Origin of the sequence: Haloferula rosea (assembly GCF_016595525.1) — a bacterium.
Lineage (GTDB): Bacteria > Verrucomicrobiota > Verrucomicrobiia > Verrucomicrobiales > Akkermansiaceae > Haloferula > Haloferula rosea.
This window is the reverse complement of the sequence record NZ_JAENII010000003.1, coordinates 34,643-50,960: the sequence shown is the minus strand read 5'-3', so window position 1 is coordinate 50,960 and position 16,318 is coordinate 34,643. Positions and strand designations below refer to the sequence as shown.

Annotated in this window: 10 protein-coding genes and 1 riboswitch; of the genes, 1 reads left to right on the top strand and 9 read right to left on the bottom strand. The window is 61.6% G+C overall.

What is annotated here, in order from left to right; all coding sequences use genetic code 11:
• Nucleotide 1: 1 nt before the first annotated feature.
• Nucleotides 2-1,300, top strand: coding sequence for a phosphopyruvate hydratase (gene eno, locus JIN81_RS04610; protein ID WP_200277055.1), 1,299 nt, complete (start codon nt 2-4; stop codon nt 1,298-1,300).
• Between the two features lie 55 nt (nt 1,301-1,355).
• On the opposite strand, the gene JIN81_RS04605 is transcribed toward eno, so the two are convergent.
• From JIN81_RS04605 to JIN81_RS04565, 9 genes are all read right to left on the bottom strand, one after another.
• Entirely contained in the window at nt 1,356-1,802 is a 447-nt protein-coding gene (locus tag JIN81_RS04605; RefSeq protein WP_200277053.1) for an RES family NAD+ phosphorylase, read from the bottom strand.
• Complete coding sequence (gene parS, locus JIN81_RS04600; protein WP_200277051.1) at nt 1,789-2,238, bottom strand: type II RES/Xre toxin-antitoxin system antitoxin; 450 nt, start codon at nt 2,236-2,238, stop codon at nt 1,789-1,791. The genes JIN81_RS04605 and parS overlap by 14 nt, the downstream gene beginning before the upstream one ends.
• 70 nt (nt 2,239-2,308) lie before the next feature.
• A complete protein-coding gene (gene thiC / locus JIN81_RS04595) occupies nt 2,309-4,372 on the bottom strand; it encodes a phosphomethylpyrimidine synthase ThiC (RefSeq protein WP_200277049.1) in 2,064 nt (687 codons plus the stop codon).
• A 74-nt stretch (nt 4,373-4,446) separates the two neighbouring features.
• Nucleotides 4,447-4,560, bottom strand: a riboswitch (TPP riboswitch).
• 52 nt (nt 4,561-4,612) lie between these two features.
• Nucleotides 4,613-4,984, bottom strand: a complete 372-nt coding sequence (locus JIN81_RS04590) for a hypothetical protein (RefSeq protein ID WP_200277046.1) — start codon at nt 4,982-4,984, stop codon at nt 4,613-4,615.
• A 40-nt stretch (nt 4,985-5,024) separates the two neighbouring features.
• A complete protein-coding gene (locus JIN81_RS04585; RefSeq protein ID WP_200277043.1) occupies nt 5,025-6,326 on the bottom strand; it encodes a DUF1552 domain-containing protein in 1,302 nt (433 codons plus the stop codon).
• A 45-nt stretch (nt 6,327-6,371) separates the two neighbouring features.
• Complete coding sequence (locus JIN81_RS04580) at nt 6,372-8,630, bottom strand: DUF1592 domain-containing protein (RefSeq protein ID WP_200277040.1); 2,259 nt, start codon at nt 8,628-8,630, stop codon at nt 6,372-6,374.
• Between the two features lie 110 nt (nt 8,631-8,740).
• Nucleotides 8,741-9,916 (bottom strand): galactokinase, encoded by a 1,176-nt coding sequence (galK, locus tag JIN81_RS04575; RefSeq protein WP_200277037.1) that lies wholly within the window; start codon nt 9,914-9,916, stop codon nt 8,741-8,743.
• A 29-nt stretch (nt 9,917-9,945) separates the two neighbouring features.
• Complete coding sequence (locus tag JIN81_RS04570; protein WP_200277034.1) at nt 9,946-13,899, bottom strand: glycoside hydrolase family 2 TIM barrel-domain containing protein; 3,954 nt, start codon at nt 13,897-13,899, stop codon at nt 9,946-9,948.
• 233 nt (nt 13,900-14,132) lie between these two features.
• Nucleotides 14,133-16,124, bottom strand: a complete 1,992-nt coding sequence (locus JIN81_RS04565; protein ID WP_200277031.1) for a sodium:solute symporter family transporter — start codon at nt 16,122-16,124, stop codon at nt 14,133-14,135.
• Nucleotides 16,125-16,318 lie beyond the last annotated feature (194 nt).

Sequence of the window (16,318 nt, the reverse complement as noted above, 5' to 3'; positions counted from 1 at the left end):
CATGGACTACACCACGATTGTTGAAATCCGCGGCCGCCAAGTCATCGACTCGCGCGGCAACCCCACTGTTGAAGTTGACGTTCACCTTGAAGGTGGCGCAATGGGCCGTGCTGCCGTGCCAAGCGGCGCCTCGACGGGTGAGCACGAAGCTCACGAACTACGTGACGGCGACAAGTCCGTCTTTCTCGGCAAGGGCGTCCTCAAGGCCGTTCAGAACATCAATGACAAGCTCGCTCCTGCCCTTTGTGGGATGGATGCGGTTGATCAAGCATCCATCGACGCCGCCATGCTGGCGATCGATGGCACCAAGAACAAGGGTGAGATCGGAGCCAACGCGATCCTTGGCGTGTCCATGGCGGTCGCCAAGGCGGCTGCCCAGCAAGTCGGATTGCCACTCTACAAGTATCTCGGCGGCCCGAACGCCAAGGTGCTTCCCGTGCCGATGATGAACATCATCAACGGCGGTTCGCACTCCGATGCCCCGATCGCCTTCCAGGAATTCATGATCCGTCCGGTGGGTGCTCCGACCTTCAGCGAAGCCATCCGCATGGGTGCCGAAGTGTTCCACAGCCTGAAGAGCGTTCTTCACAGTCGCGGTCTGAGCACCGCGGTCGGTGACGAGGGTGGCTTTGCCCCGACCTTTGCCGGGACCGAGGATGCGCTTGATACGATTTCACAGGCTGTTGAAAAGGCAGGCTACAAGGTGGGCGACGACATCAAGTTCGCCCTAGACTGCGCCTCCTCCGAGTTCTTCGAGAACGGCGTCTACAACTACGCCAAGTTTGAAGGCGAAGGTGGAGCCAAGCGTGGTTCCGACGAGCAGGCGGCCTACCTTGCCGAGCTTTGCGCGAAGTATCCGATCGATTCGATCGAGGACGGCTGCGATGAGAACGACTGGGACGGCTGGAAGACCCTCACCGACAAGGTGGGTGACAAGGTCCAGCTCGTCGGTGACGACCTGTTCGTGACCAACGTCGATTTCCTCCAGAAGGGCATCGATCTCGGTGTGGCCAACTCGATCCTCGTGAAGGTGAACCAGATCGGTTCGCTGACCGAGACCTTCGACGCCGTCGAACTTGCCAAGGAAAGCAGCTACACCGCGGTGCTCAGCCACCGTTCCGGTGAGACCGAGGACAACACGATCGCCGACCTCGCGGTGGCGACCAACTGCGGTCAGATCAAGACCGGCTCGATGAGCCGCTCCGACCGTATCGCGAAGTACAACCAGCTTCTCCGCATCGAAGAAGAACTGGGCAACGACGCGGTTTACGGCACGTCCAAGTTCAAGTTCGGCAAGTAATTCGCCGTTCGAATTCTCAAGGCCCGCCGGAGTGATCCGGCGGGCCTTTTCTGTGCTACATCCGTGAGTCGAATCCGAAGGGCGAGGGCTTGCCGATACGAAGCTCGGCGAAGGCCGGATGCTCGGGATTGATCAGGTAGTTCGGCTCCTCGGGGATGATGATGGAGGGCACCCGGAGGGCGAGGGAGCTCCCGCTCTTGAGCCAATCGTCGCCTGCTTGAACCGGGTGGGCCGTTGATCCGATCTCCTGGATCTGTTCGAGCGGGAGTGTCACTTCGATGATGGAGTAGGGCTTGGACCTGCTGCCGGGAGTTGTCAGGTGAACGAGCATTTCCAGTGCGGCGAGCGCACGGCTTCCTGCCGTGTAAACGACGCGTCGCCCCGGTGAATTCCAGCGTCCACCGTACTTCTGCGCTCCTTCACCGGAGAAGGCCGAGGCGGTCCAGCGGGGAGAGACGATGCGGTAGACGGAAACGGTCCCGCCTGTTTCAGAAGACGCCATGATCCAAACGACCAAGGAGGTCTTCGACTTCACGCGCTCCGAATTCGGTGTCCGCGTAGGACAGGGGGGATTCGCCACCGGTTCCCGGGTTGGGAGCCTTCAGCCATTGCCGGGTGGCCTCTTCCTCTCCGAAGACCTCCATACCGATGCCGAACAGGCGGGCGAAGCGAACGATGCGCTCACTCTCCGGGGTGGCGAGGAGCTTGGATTTTTTGCGGCGATTCAGGGTGGCGGGTGAGATTCCGAGAAGGCGGCCGAGTTCTTCTTCTGAAATCCTCAGCAAGGCGAGCAAGGCGCGGAATTCCGACATGGGAAGGCCGGTCCGGATCCGCTCCACCAATGGAGTGTCCAGAAAGGGGTCCTCGTGCACGGCCCCCATGCCATCCTCAGCAGGAGGCAGGAGGGCCTGCACCACGGGGCGATCACGGTAGTCCATGACCATGGGATAGCATGGGTTCCCGTGGTCTGCAATCAAAAGAGAGCGCGAGGCATCTCAAATGACAGTCTTATGCAGTCGGTGCGGCGGAATCCATGTAGCCGTGTTCTTCGGCATATTTGCGCACGTCGGCGGTGATCTTCATCGAGCAGAAGGTCGGGCCGCACATCGAGCAGAAGTGCGCGGTTTTGGCGCCTTCGGCCGGCAGGGTTTCATCGTGGAAGTCGATGGCTCGCGCCGGGTCGAGGCCAAGGGCGAACTGGTCGCGCCAACGGAATTCGAACCGCGCCTTGGAAATGGCGTTGTCGCGCTCCTGAGCGGCGGGGTGGCCCTTGGCAAGGTCCGCGGCGTGGGCGGCGATCTTGTAGGTGATCACCCCTTCGCGGACGTCGTCGCGGTTGGGGAGGCCGAGGTGTTCCTTGGGGGTGACGTAGCAGAGCATCGCGCAGCCATACCAACCGATGTTGGCCGCACCGATTCCGGAGGTGATGTGATCGTAGCCGGGCGCGATGTCGGTGGTGAGCGGGCCGAGCGTGTAGAAGGGCGCTTCGTGGCACCAGTCGATTTGCTTCTGCATGTTCTCCTGAATCAGGTGGAGGGGAACGTGTCCGGGCCCTTCGTTCATGACCTGGCAGCCTTTTTCCCACGCGCGGGTCGTCAATTCTCCCTGCACCTCGAGCTCGGCCAACTGGGCGTAGTCGTTGGCATCGGCGATGGATCCGGGACGAAGGCCGTCTCCGATGGAGAAGCTCACGTCGTAGGCGGCGCAGATGTCGCAGATGTCATCCCAGTGGGTGTAGAGGAAGTTCTCCTTGTCGTGGTGGAGCGCCCACTTCGCCATGATCGAGCCACCGCGCGAGACGATGCCGGTCATGCGTTTGGCGGTGTGGGGGACGAAGCGCTTGAGCACACCCGCATGGATGGTGAAGTAGTCGACGCCCTGCTCGGCCTGTTCGATGAGTGTGTCGCGGTAGAGTTCCCAGGTGAGGTCCTCGATGCGGCCGTTGACCTTCTCGAGCGCCTGATAAATGGGCACGGTGCCGATGGGCACGGGGGAGTTCCGGAGGATCCATTCGCGGGTGGCGTGGATGTTCTTGCCGGTGGAAAGGTCCATGACGGTGTCCGCGCCCCACTTCGTGGACCAGCGCATCTTCTCGACCTCCTCGTCGATGGTGGAGGCGACGGCGGAGTTGCCGATGTTGGCATTGATCTTCACGAGGAAGTTCCGGCCGATGATCATGGGCTCCAACTCCGGGTGGTTGATGTTCGCCGGGATGATGGCGCGTCCACGAGCGACTTCGGAGCGGACGAATTCGGGAGTGATCAGGGTGGGGATCTGGGCCCCGTAGCTCTGGCCGGGGTGCTGGTGGTTCATCGCGTTCCGGGCGACCTGCTTGTGCGGGTCGATGTCGGACGGGCGCGGCATCTCATAGCCATCGGGCGTCGAGCAGAGTTGCTTGAGGCGCTCGGAGGCGTCGTCGGGCAGGTCCTTGAGGCCGGGATACTGGTCGCAGATCGTTTTGAATTCCTCGGTCCGTCCCATGTTCTCGCGGATGGCGATGTATTCCATCTCAGGGGTGATGATTCCCTGATCGGCATACCATTTCTGGGTCACCGGATGGCCGGCGGAGGCGCGGAGCGGCTTGCGCTTCAGGCCGGGGTATTCCTTGAGCTTGTTCTTTGCCGCCTTGCTCTCGTTGTATTTCTCGGCGTGGGCTTCGGAGATGTAGCCATTGTCCGCGGCGGTGATTTCCCGACCTTCGTATTCCTCGACGTCGCTGCGGTTGAGGATCCACTGGCGGCGCAGGGCGGGGAGACCCTGGGTGACATCACCATCGAATGCCGGGTCACCCCAGGGGCCGGAGCAGTCGTACACGCGGATCGGTGGGTTCGCTTCGACCCGGCCATTCGGATGCTCGGTCGGCGAGAGGCGGATTTCCCGCATCGGCACCTTGACGTCGGGATGGATCGAGCCCGCCACGTAAACCCGGGTCGAGTTCGGGAACAGGGTGGGGTCCTTCTCGATGGCGGCGAGTTCTTCGCTGTTGTCGATGTCTTCGATGAAGTTGCCGGTGTAGTCCTTCCGCTGGTGGGAGTTTTCCGGGGTAATGGCGGGGTCGTTCGGCTGGATCATGGGACGTTGGGGATGAGGATCTTGGATTTCTTGACGCAAAAAAATGGCCGCAATTCCCGAGGAGGACATTGCGGCCGGAAGAAGAGGCGACTTCCTACGGCGGCTTTACCCGCATCAGGTTCCGAGGGTCTCTTCCGCGCGTCGGAAAATCTCGGCCCGTCGATCGGCGGGCTCCCCTGTCGTGCTCCCGGTAGTGTGGACGTGGGGCGGGGGAAGTCAAGGTGAGGAGGACCCGGGGGCTCAGCGAAACGCGAAATACCAGGCGGATCCGCAGCCTCCGAGCCCGAGGATCATCGCCAGCATGATGCCGATTTCAAAGATCCGGTAGCAGGGCCAGAGACCCCAGAACCACCGGAAGTGGGCGAAAAGAGCGGCGGCAAGGTAGCAGACGGCGATGGCCTTGGCGGTGTCGCCCTTCACTTCCATGTCCGAGCTTCGGTTGCCGAACCAGATGGCGGTCTCCGTGGTCCACGCCACCCATGCCCGGTAGCCGACCCAGAGCGGCAGAAGCAGGCCCGCCAGAACCATTTTCAACCGTCCTCCGTTGGGAGGATAGGCCCAGTCGGCGACATCGTCGGTCGCTCCGTCGTTGGCGCTGCGGTTCCAGTCCATCGAGTCGACTCGGAGTGGGGCGACCTGTCTCGCTGGTCAATCAGATGGATTCGAACTTGCCGTTCGAGTCACCGATCCGCTCGGCGTTCACGCCCATTCGCTCGAGGAGGGAAATGTAGAGGTTGGTCATGGGGGTTCCTTCGCGGGCGTCGACGACGCGACCCGGGTTGAGTGTCCCATTGCCACCGCCCGCCAGCAGGACGGGCAGGTCGTTGTGGTTGTGACGGTTTCCGTCTCCGATGCCACTTCCGTAAACGATCATCGAGTGATCGAGCAGGTTGCCGTCACCTTCCGGTGTGTTCTTCAAGCGCTCGAGGAAGGCGGCGAACTGTTCCATGTAGAAGCGGTCGATGCGTGCGATCTGCTCGAGATGTTCGCGGTTGCCGCGGTGGTGGGAGAGCTCGTGGTGTCCGCTGTGGATCTCGAGTTCGGGGAAAGGCCGGTTCGATCCGTCATGGGCGAGCATGAAGGTGGAGATCCGTGTGCTGTCGGTTTCGAAAGCGAGTGCCATCAGCTCGAACTGAATCCGGATGTGCTCCTTGTAGGATTCGGGCACGCCGTTCGGGCGTTGGGATTCCGGGACCTCGACACGGAACTCCTCGGCGCGTTCGATGCGGGTTTCGATGTCGCGAACCGCGGTCATGTATTCGTCCATCTTGCCGCGATCGGTGGCTCCAAGGCGCTTCTGCAACCGCTTGGCGTCCTCATTGACGAAATCGAGAATGCTTTGCTGGTAGTGACGGCGCTTTGCATCCTGATCGCGGTTTCCAGATCCGAAGAGCTTCTCGAATACCAGACGGGGATCGCGCTCGGCCGGGGCCGGTGTGTTCTCATCCAGCCAGGACAGGTTGTATTGATAGGCGCACGAGTAGCCGGAGTCGCAGTGGCCGGATCGTCTTGGCGGGTCGGTGGAGAGCTCGAGGCTGGACAGCCGGGTGCGGTGGCCGATCTGACGGGCGGCGAGTTGGTCGGCCGAGATCCCGATCTCGATGTCGGCCCCGGCGGTTTTTCGCGCCTGGCATCCGGTGAGGAAGGTGGCGTTCGCTCTGGCGTGGTCGCCTGCACCGTCACCATTCGATTCGGCCTTCTCGTGGTCGAGCTTCCGCAGGATGGAGAATTGGTCGCGCATGCCGGCAAGCGGCTTGAGCGTTTCCGAAATTTCATAGTCCGGACCCGCCCCCTTGACCTGCCAATGGCTCTGGTTCACGCCATTGGGAACATAGACGAAACCCAGTCGCAGTGGATTTGCCGCCGGGGTCTTCGAGACGGCTGCCAAGGACTCGAGTGAGGGCAGGGCGAGCGTGGCGGCGATGCCTTTGAGAAACTGTCTTCGAGGGTGCATGGCGATGTCGATTTGGAGGAATACGTGGCAGAAGGGGGCGATTGATCACCCTTCTCCGCGGCGATACTGGAAGGGAACGGAGCGAATGACGGCGTGGATCATGGCGCGGGTGCCGAAATCGCCATCTTCGGTCTCGCGGACGATACGATCAATTGCGGGTTTGTCATACCAATCCGTGCCACGGCCAAGGGCATAGGTGAGCATTTTCGATCCAGCGGAGCGGAGGAAGTCCTCGCGATGGTGCTCGAGGAGCAGTCTGCGCAAGTCATCCGCGCCCTGAAACTTCTGGCCGTCACCGAGCTGACCGGAGGCATCGATCGGTTTCCCGTTCTCCTTGGTTCGCCATGAGCCGTCGGCATCGAAATTCTGCAGGCCGAATCCGATCGGGTCCATCAAGGCGTGGCAGGATGCGCAGCCGGGGTCCTCGCGGTGCTTTTCCATCTGCTCGCGCAGGCTGAGTCCCTTGCCGTGTTTCTCGGGCGGTGTGAGCTGGGGCACATTGGGCGGTGGTGGTGGCGGTGCCATGTCGAGCAGGTTCTGGAGCACGAACTTGCCCCTCAGGACGGGGGAGGTGCGCAGAGGATGGGAGGTGACGAGAAGGAACGAGCCGTGGCCGAGGATGCCACGCCGTGGGGAACCCGAGAGCGACACCCGCTCAAAGGAGTCCGATTCCACTCCTTCGATGCCGTAGTGTTTGGCGAGTCTTCGATTCACGAAGGTGTAATCGGCGTCGATCAAGTCGGTGATCGGCCGGTTCTCGCGGATCATGTGTGCGAACAGCAGGTTGGTTTCGCGGGCCATGTCTTGGCGCAGCCGGCTGTTGAAGCGGGGGAAGGCCCGGCGCGACGGGTTTGCGGACCGGAGATCGCGGAGTTGCAGCCACTGGCCGGCGAAGTTGCTGACGAATTGTTCGGCCTTCGGGGAGTTGAGCATGCGCTCGACCTCCGCGTGGAGGTTGGCGCGAAGCAGTCCGTCGTCCGCCAGTTTGCTCAGCGCCTGGTCCGGCATGGTCGACCAGATGAAATAGGAAAGCCGGGAGGCGAGCGCGTGCTCATTGATCGGGTGGATGCGCTCCGGATTGTCAGGCTCGGGCTGCGGTTCCTCGCGGAAGAGGAAGGATGGCGAAACCAGGATGGCTTCCAATCCGTGCAGCACACCGTGCTCGAAGTCGCGACCCTCTCTTTCCGCCAGGCGGATGAAGTGAAGGTAGCGCTCGGCCTCACCCGGCTCGAGGGGACGCCGGAATGCCTGGCGGGCAAACCGGGAGAAGATGCGGGTGGCCCAGGCTTCGTCGGATTCGCCGCTACGACGTTCTCCGTAGATCCTGCGATGACTCTCCGGCTTCCGGGGACGGGGCCCATCGAGGGGCCCGGTAAGGGAAACCTGGTGAACGAGGAGGTTCCGGTCACGGGCGGTGGGGACGGGGTAGTTTTCGTCGAACCAGTCGTTTGGAAACTCAGCAGCGAGGGTTTTGCGGCCGGGCTTGGCAATCGTGACCTCGATGTCGGTGGTGCCCGGGGTCTCGAGCGAATCCCGGATCTCCCATGAGCCGAGTTTCTCCTTGTCGAGTCGGACAATCATCTGAGGGCCCTCTTTCGCCCCGAATGTGCCTCCGGCCGCGATGCTGATCCGGTAGCGGCCGGCCTTCGGGAACTCGAGATCCGTGGTGGCGGCTCCATTGCGGAAAAGAAAGTGGCCGTTCTCGTCGCGATGGCCTCCGCCTTCCATTTTGCGCCCGGGGATGGTCCGGCTGGGAAAGGGCATCGGGTCGGCATGGACCGTCTGCTCCAGCGCAAACCGCGCCGAGGCCAGAAAGCGCTCCATGTGGGCGGGCGAGAGGGTCAGGACATCGCCGATGTTGTCAAAGCCGTAGCCCGAGTCGTCGGGCGGCAGGAGCTCCTGGAGCTCGAGTCGGACGCCGAGAAGGTCTTTGAGGGTGTTCTCGTATTCGATGCGATTGAGGCGCCGCAGGGTGACACGGCCGGGGTCCGGCTTGTCCGGGTCGACGGGAAAGACCGCGGCGTCGATCCACTGGACCATCTTGTCGCGTTCTTCGGAGGTGGGTTGCTCCTCGTCGATGGGTGGCATCAACCGCTGGTCGATGTGGGCGCGGATGCGCTTCCAGCGCTCGCGGTCGGCCTGCATCGAGGGGATGCCGTCAAATTCATCGAGAGCGAGTTCGCCTTCCTTGATCCCTTCGCCGTGGCACTCGTAGCAGTGGTAGTCGAAGAGCGGCAGGATCTCCTTCTTCCAAGCCTCCTCGAGCTCTTCAGCATGGGTCGCGGAAAAGAGGAGGGAGGCCATGGGGGCCGACCGGAGCCATTTGGACGAGATTGCGGACACTCGACGAAATACGTCGGGTGAACGGCAATCTTCCCAATGAATCCGTCAGTCCGGTCCGAACTTGCCTTCGCTCAAAGCAGGTGAGCTCCCCGCGATGGGCGGGATGCGAAGATCTCGGGCGTGATGCCCGTCGCGGCCTTGTATTCGCGCTCGAGGGTGTCGGCGATTTCTGCCGCCTTGCTGGATTCGCAGAGAGTCACGGTGGATCCGCCGAATCCTCCACCCGTCATGCGGGCGCCGATCACCCCGCCTTCGCGGCCGATGCGGCGGGCGATGTCGACCATGATGTCGAGCTCCTCGCAAGACACCTCGAAGTCATCCTTCAGGGAGTCATGGCTGGCGGACATCAAGGGTCCGAGTGCTTCGAAGTCGTTCGACTCCAGGGCCTTCGCGGCATCGACCGTGCGCTGGATCTCCCCGACGACGTGTCTGGAGCGCCGGTCGACAGGCTCGCCGAGTTCGTTCCACTTGGCGGTGACATCGTCCATGCTGACATCCCTCCATGAGTCCTTGCCGATGATCTGAAGTCCATCCTCGGTGTTCTTGCGCCGGGCGGCGTAGCCTCCGTCGGAGAGCTCGTGGCTCACATTGGTATTGGAGATGAGCACGGTGAGGTCCGGGTTCTCGAAGGGCACAAGTTCCGGTTCGCCGCTCTGGCAATCGATCAGGATCAGGCGGTTTGCCTGGCCGAAGGCGGAGGCATACTGGTCCATGATGCCGCAGGGGACTCCTGCGAACTCGTGCTCCGCCTTCTGGGCGAGAAGCGCCTTCTCCCGGGTGTCGAGCACGGTGTCGAGTAGGCCTTCAAGCAGAGTGGCGACTGCGCATTCGAGGGCGGCGGATGAGGAGAGCCCGGCACCGAGGGGGACGGAGGAAACAATCCATGCATCGAAGCCCGGAACGCTGTGTCCACGGTCCTGGAAACCACGAATGACACCGCGAATGTAGTTCGCCCACTTCGGCTCGCCGACTTCCTGTTTTTTGCTCAGATCGAGATGCACCGGATCCTGCCCGGTGGATCCGATGCGTGCTTCCTGGGTACCGTTTCCACAGGCGGCGATCACGATGTAGCGATCGATTGCGAAGGGAAGCACGAAGCCGTCGCAGTAGTCGATGTGCTCACCAATCAGATTCACGCGACCGGGAGCGGCAGCGGTGATGCTTGCTTCACTGCCAAATGCGGATCGGAGTTGGTCGGCAGCGTCACCAGCCAGGTCGGCCAGTGGTGGGTTGAGAGGAAGTGGCATGGGTTGTCGGGGTCTGGAGTGATCGGTGTTTACTCGCTTGGCTGCGGAGTGGGGGATGGCGCTGGTGCCTTGGGCGTTGGAGTGACGCCCGGTGGCACTGCGGGTGCATCAGGGATCCGGCGGGGGAGCGGTCGGGATCTCGCAGGTGGTGGGGTCAGCTGGGTGCCGAGCATGAATGACCACTTGAAAGTGCCCTTCGGTTCGATTCGATATTCCGGCAGTGGCTTCTGGCCCCATGAGTTGGTGCCGCCGAGGCCCATGTTCCGGTGGTCGATGCGCAGGGTGATCTCGGAACGGTCCGCGAGGTCGACCGCGTGACGTCCGAGTTCCAGGTCGATCGGACGGCAAGGGAGCACAGCCATGTCGAGCAGGGAGTCGCCGGTGGCATCGATGCGCAGTCCCATGCCACCCATGGGTGACGTCAGGGTCGCCCAGCGGACATCGGTGCGGATGCCTGCTTCCTGAGGATCGAGGTAGCGGTGGAAGAGTGTGGGGACGATTCCGGAATGGACCGCGGTCCATGCTCCACTGCGACGGTCGATGTAATTCTCATGCGGGCCTCTGCCGAACCAGCTCCAGCTGATGTTGGCGGGGTGGATGCCGGCCTTCATGCCGATGCGTGGGATGACCGGGAGGTTGTTGCCCTTCGGGGTGAAGGTGGTGTCGACATGGATCTGGCCGCTGGGATGGATGGTCCAGACGACCTTGGCGGTGCTGTTTCCGACGGGAATTCTCAGGTCCGAAGTCACCTCGACGGCCGGGCCCTTGCGGACGGCGGTGACCTTGGTGGCCCGGGCTCCCGGTCCTGCTTTCCGCCATGGGGCGAGAGCACGCGGATACTTGGCGCCCTCGTCGTTGTTGGTCATGGGACGCCAGAAATCGAACTCCATGGGAGTGACCAGCATTTCCTGCTCCCCCACGTTCCAGCGGGTGAGCATGCCGGTCTTCTTGTCGATCTCGATGGATAGGTTCCTGCCGGTGATTTGGACAAGCTGCTCGGTCTCTTCGGACTGCAGGATGCCGGGAGCCTTCCGCGGTTCGGGTGAAGTCCGCTTGCCCCATGGGAGTTCGAATTCATCCCAGGCGATCGGGTAGCCGGCCGGAAGCCACTCGGTCTTGTTTGCCTGGTCGAAGCGGAATCGAATCAGCCACTCGGAGGTCTTCTCTGGTGTGACGCCGGTGTTGATCGTGATGGGGTGGGCGGTCTGTGGAGCAATGGCAGGGAGGTTCAGATCTCCTTTGGCGACTTCCTTGCCGTCCTTCAGGAGCTTCCACGATCCCTTGACATCGGTGAGGGGGCGGAAGAACTGCTCGTTGAAAACCTCCACCTTGACCGACGGACCACTGAGGTCCTTCGAATGAACATGGATCTCCTGGTGGACCTTCTTCACTTCGTCGAACTGCGGGCTGGGTGCCAGAGATGGGAGCACGATGCCATTGAGGCAGAACGAACGTTGATTGGGTCGGTCGTTGAAGTCTCCTCCATAGGCCAAGTAGGGGCGGGTCTTGTCTTTGGCGGCGTCCTTGGCGAAATCGAGTTTCAACACAGGGACGGGCATGATGCCGGCGCCGCCTTCCTGAGGGACGTAGGGCAGCTTGTAGATCTCGACCTTGCGGATGGATCCGTCGAACCGGCGGGTGGGCACTTCGGTATTCAGCCCGACCCCGAGGTCGAACGAGTTGGCTGCGATCGCACCGGTGACCGGCTTAGAGGCCACCTTCTTGCCGTTGATGTGGATCGCCATTTCCTTGCCGTTGTAGGTGCCGGCAAGCTGATGGAATTCGCCACGCCAGTTTGCGGGCAGGGGAGCATGAAGGGTTTTCCAGGTGTCGGTGTAGATGAAGAATTCGAGCCGTGATCCGGAGGCGTCCACCTTCAGTGAGTAGGAGGTGTCGCCCTTGGTGACGATGGGGTAGCCGTCGGAGGCATTGCGGTTGTTGTCGCCGCCGCCCTGTGACTTGGTGCCACCGAAGTTGCCCCGGACCTCCGCGAAGATGGTCAGGGAATCAGATAGATTGAGGGTGTCTGCGGCATCCACCGTGAGTCCACCGCCGTAGAGACCTTCGTCCTTGGAAAGCGAGCCGAGCAAGCGGGTCGAGTGCTTGCCTTCGCCAAGGTCCTCAACGGCATCGATGGCATGCTTGCTCGTGAAGACGCCCTGGTCCTTCCAGTCCCACAGGAATCCACCCTGCAGCAGGCGTTCGGAACGGAAGAGCTCCCAGTAGTCGGCGAGGTTGCCGGACGAGTTGCCCATGGCGTGGGAATACTCGCACTGGATCATGGGACGTTGTTTCTCGAGTGGCTTCTTCGACTCCTGTTTGACGAAGGCCACCATGCTCCAGTTTCCGCCCTTCACCGGGCAGTACATGGGCGCGAACACATCGACATGGGGACGCTGCCCGGCTTGCTCGTAGTGAACGGGGCGGAACGGATCGCGCTGCTGGATCCAGGCGGCCATGTCGCGGAAGTTCACACCGTCGCCGGCCTCATTGCCCATCGACCACATCACGATGCACGGGTGGTTCTTGTCGCGCTCGACGCAGTTCTTCATGCGGTCGAGGTGGGCGGGGCCCCACGACTTGTCCTTGGCGATCGGGTTGGCATCGGCGCCCCAGCCCATGCCGTGGGATTCGATGTTCGCCTCGTCGATGACGTAGAAGCCGAGCTCGTTACAGAGTTCATAGAAGCGGGGTTCGTTGGGGTAGTGCGAGCAGCGGACGGCATTGATGTTTCCGCGTTTCATCTGCAGCAGGTCGTCGCGCATGTCCTTCTCGGTCACGTAATGGCCGGTGAAGGGGTGGTGGTCGTGACGGTTGACCCCCTTGAAGAGGATGGGCTTCCCGTTGTGCAGGAAGTTGCCGTTCTTGACCTCGTTGCGGCGGAAACCGGTCTTGCCGCTGTGCACGGCGACGGTCTTGCCCTCTGCATCGCTGAGTGTGAGCACATAGGTATATAGATTCGGAAGCTCGGCAGACCAGGTGGAAACGCCCGGGAGATCGTCGGCCTTCAGCAGCGTGGGTTTCGAGAAATCGGTGATCGTCGCGGTGGTGGAGGCCACGGGTTTGCCCGCCGCATCGAGCAGTTCGAATTCGAGCTTCGCGGTGGACTTCTCGTCGCCGAGGTCGCGCAGGCTGGCTTCAACTTCCAGCGTGCCGGTGGTGTAGTCGTCCCTCAGGCCGGCCTTCACCCAGAAGTCGCGGAGCTGAAGCGGGGCGGAGGACCAAAGATAGACATCACGGAAGATGCCCGACAGACGCCACATGTCCTGGTCTTCGAGGTAGGATCCGTCGGAGTGCTGATAGACCGTAAGGGCGAGTGTGTTCTCTCCTTCTACGAGGTGTTCGGTCAGGTCGAATTCGGCCGGGGTGCGGGAGTCCTGGGAGTAGCCGATCTCCTTGCCGTTCAGGTAGAGGTGGAACGCGGAGTCCACGCCGTTGAAGGTGACGTAGGTATGGCGTCCCTTCCACTCGGCCGGCACGGTGAAGGTGCGGCGATAGCAACCGACGGGATTGCGTTGATCCTTCGGCGCGTTGGTGAAGTGGGCCGGCGGATCGCCCATGACGCGGGGTGGGTCTTTTTGGAAGGGATACTCCGAGTTGGTGTAGAGCGGGCCCCCGTAGCCGTGCATCTGCCAGTTGGACGGCACGGGAATGCTCTTCCACCCGGAGACATCGAAATCCGGTTTCTCGAATCCAGCGGGAATCGCATCCGGGTGTCCGCAGTAGTGGAACTTCCATGCGCCGTCGAATTCCTCCTGTCCCTTGGCCAGCGGGTTGATCTTCTCCGGTCGGTCATTGAGCGTCAGATACCAGGGAGACTCCTCGATTGGCTTGCTGATGGCGTCCTCTCGGGTGTCGAAGGGGATGCTGGTGACGCGGGGCAGTTCCTTGTTGATGCGGAAGACGGCTTGGTCCTCCCAGACGGGAGCAGCGACGCTCAGGGAGGGGAGGAGGAGAAGCAGGGCTTTGAGGACAGGTTGCATAGCTGGCGAATGGGGTATTCGGACGGCGAAAACTTGAGCCAAAGCGGTTCGGCTGGCAAAGGGGAAGTGCGCCAATCGCATGGTCTGAACCGTCTTCGAATCCCCACCGCGGCGGGGACGCTCTGCGCCATCGAACAGGGATCGTTTCCTTGTTGCCCGCCTAGATGGGCAAGAAAAAGCCCCGCCCCGGGAGGGGCAGGGCTTTTGGAAGATCTGCGAGCTTTCGGCAGGCCTTACCAGAAGACGATGTAGAGGGCGATCGTGAGAATCACGATGCCAACACCGACGATCTGGGCACCTTTGGAGGTCGTCAGCTCGATCTTGTCGTTGACCGGCAGAACCACAGGATTCGCCATTGGCTTGATCAGGGTCACGAGGACGCCGATCAGGAGGACGATGAAGAAGCAGATGGCCATGCGGTCGAGGAAGGCGATTTCGCCGGAATACCACCAGCCTTTGCTGACCAGCCAGGGTCCGATAGCCCACTTGAATGCAGCGTAGGCAATCACGTTCGTGACGATGCCCACCACGCCGAACCAGCGTGGAGTGCGAGGTGAGAAGAATCCGAAGATGAAAACGGCAAGGATGCCCGGGGAGATGAACCCTTGGAACTCCTGGATGTATTTGAAGATACTCTCAAAGTTGTCGAGTTTCGGTGCGACCAAGGCTGCAAGCAGCACGAACAGGACCACGAATCCACGGCCCACCTTCACCAGCCTGGCAGAGTCGGTCACCCCGGAGAACTTCGAGTAGAGGTCCATCGTGGCGATCGTGGATGCCGAGTTGAGCATGGATGCAAGCGAGCTGATCACCGCGCCGCAGAGGGCCGCGAGGACGAACCATGAAATCAGCGGGGTGGGCTTGATCAGGTTCCGGACCAGGACGGGGAAGGCCGCGTCGTAGTCGTAGCCGACCAGCTTTGCAGCTTGGGTCACCTTGGTTGTCTCAGCGTCACCGCTGGTTTTTGAGGTCGCAGCAGATGCCAGCGAGTTGATGGTATCGGCAAGTTCGGTGGGGTCGGAGGATGCCGGGGCGGCGGCCTCACCGGCGACGGCGGCATTGTGGGCCAGCGCCTTGGCAGCAAGTTCAGGCTGGAGTTCGACGAAGTCCGCATCGACAGCGACCACCTGCGTCTCGTTAATCTTCTCGAATGCCTTGATGTTCTTGTCGGCGGCCCCGGCATGGAGGTCGGCGGAGAACAGGTTGAAGGCCAGGATGCCGGGAATCACCACCACGAATGGAATCACGAGCTTCAGTGCAGCAGCGAAGACGATGCCTTTCTGACCTTCGGCGAGGGACTTTGAACCGAGGGTTCGTTGGACGATGTATTGGTTCAGCCCCCAGTAGAAGAAGTTGGGGATCCAGAGCCCGATCAGCAGGGCGGTCCATGGGATGTCGGAGTCTTCTTTCGGCCGGACCATGTGGATCTTACCACCGGATTGGTTTGGGCCATTGACGGCCACAGCTTCGCCGTCCTTGCCGTCGTTGAGCAGCATCAGACGTTCCCAAGCGCTCGCATTTTCAAGGTCGGCGACTGTTGCCTCCGAGTTGTCCACCTTGGTGAGGATGAGCTCCTCGGCAGGGCGCTCGGCCAAGGTGTTGAAGGCGAAATACATCACTACGGCACCACCAAGAACCAGAGCGGCACCCCAGATCAGGTCTGTCCAGGCACAGGCTTTCAGACCACCGATGAAGACATAAATCGCGGCGATCGCAGCGATCAGCCAGCACATCGCGGTGAGGCTGTTGAGGACGGGAACCTCATTGTAGTATTCCGAGACGAACTTTGCGCCTGAAAAGATCACCGAAGAGGTGGTGACGAAGACGAGGGTGACAATGGCCGGAAGCGCCATGGCAAGCCGGGCGACACCATCGAAGCGGTACTGCAGGAATTCGGGGATCGTGTACAGTCCGGCTTTAAGGAATTTCGGCAAGAACCAGAATGCGACGAAGACGAGGGTGACGGCAGCCATCCATTCGTAAGAGGCGATCGCCATCCCCAGCCAGTTGGCGGAGGACCCCGACATTCCGACGAACTGCTCGGTCGAAATGTTCGCAGCGATCAGGGAAAACCCGACGAGCCACCAGGTGAGTCCGCGTCCTGCGAGGAAGTAACTGGATGCTTCTCCCGTATCTCCGTCACCGTCTCCTCGGCTCTTCCAGATCCCTAGGGCGACTACGCCGACGACGGCGACAACGAAAAGGACGACTTCAAGGATGTTCATGGGTAGGTGGCTGGGTTGTTAGCAGGTGCTCTGGGTTGGGATGAGTGAATCCCTTCGCGGGGGAGGCCGCAAGACCGGAGTCTGATATCAGGATGTCCCCCGGTTCTGCCGTGGAATGGGGCAGGAACCGGGCGCAGGGGCGGCTGAAATCGGCTCCTTGAGAATGATCCCTTAGTCGGCAGGTCGTTCCGGCT

Bases quoted from the DNA above. Each gene is read 5' to 3' on its own strand.
- JIN81_RS04565 (WP_200277031.1), bottom strand. From the start codon at position 16,124: ATGAACATCCTTGAAGTCGTCCTTTTCGTTGTCGCCGTCGTCGGCGTA.
- JIN81_RS04590 (WP_200277046.1), bottom strand. From the start codon at position 4,984: ATGGACTGGAACCGCAGCGCCAACGACGGAGCGACCGACGATGTCGCC.
- eno (WP_200277055.1), top strand. From the start codon at position 2: ATGGACTACACCACGATTGTTGAAATCCGCGGCCGCCAAGTCATCGAC.
- JIN81_RS04605 (WP_200277053.1), bottom strand. From the start codon at position 1,802: ATGGCGTCTTCTGAAACAGGCGGGACCGTTTCCGTCTACCGCATCGTC.
- thiC (WP_200277049.1), bottom strand. From the start codon at position 4,372: ATGATCCAGCCGAACGACCCCGCCATTACCCCGGAAAACTCCCACCAG.
- JIN81_RS04585 (WP_200277043.1), bottom strand. From the start codon at position 6,326: ATGCACCCTCGAAGACAGTTTCTCAAAGGCATCGCCGCCACGCTCGCC.
- parS (WP_200277051.1), bottom strand. From the start codon at position 2,238: ATGGACTACCGTGATCGCCCCGTGGTGCAGGCCCTCCTGCCTCCTGCT.
- JIN81_RS04580 (WP_200277040.1), bottom strand. From the start codon at position 8,630: ATGGCCTCCCTCCTCTTTTCCGCGACCCATGCTGAAGAGCTCGAGGAG.
- JIN81_RS04570 (WP_200277034.1), bottom strand. From the start codon at position 13,899: ATGCAACCTGTCCTCAAAGCCCTGCTTCTCCTCCTCCCCTCCCTGAGC.
- galK (WP_200277037.1), bottom strand. From the start codon at position 9,916: ATGCCACTTCCTCTCAACCCACCACTGGCCGACCTGGCTGGTGACGCT.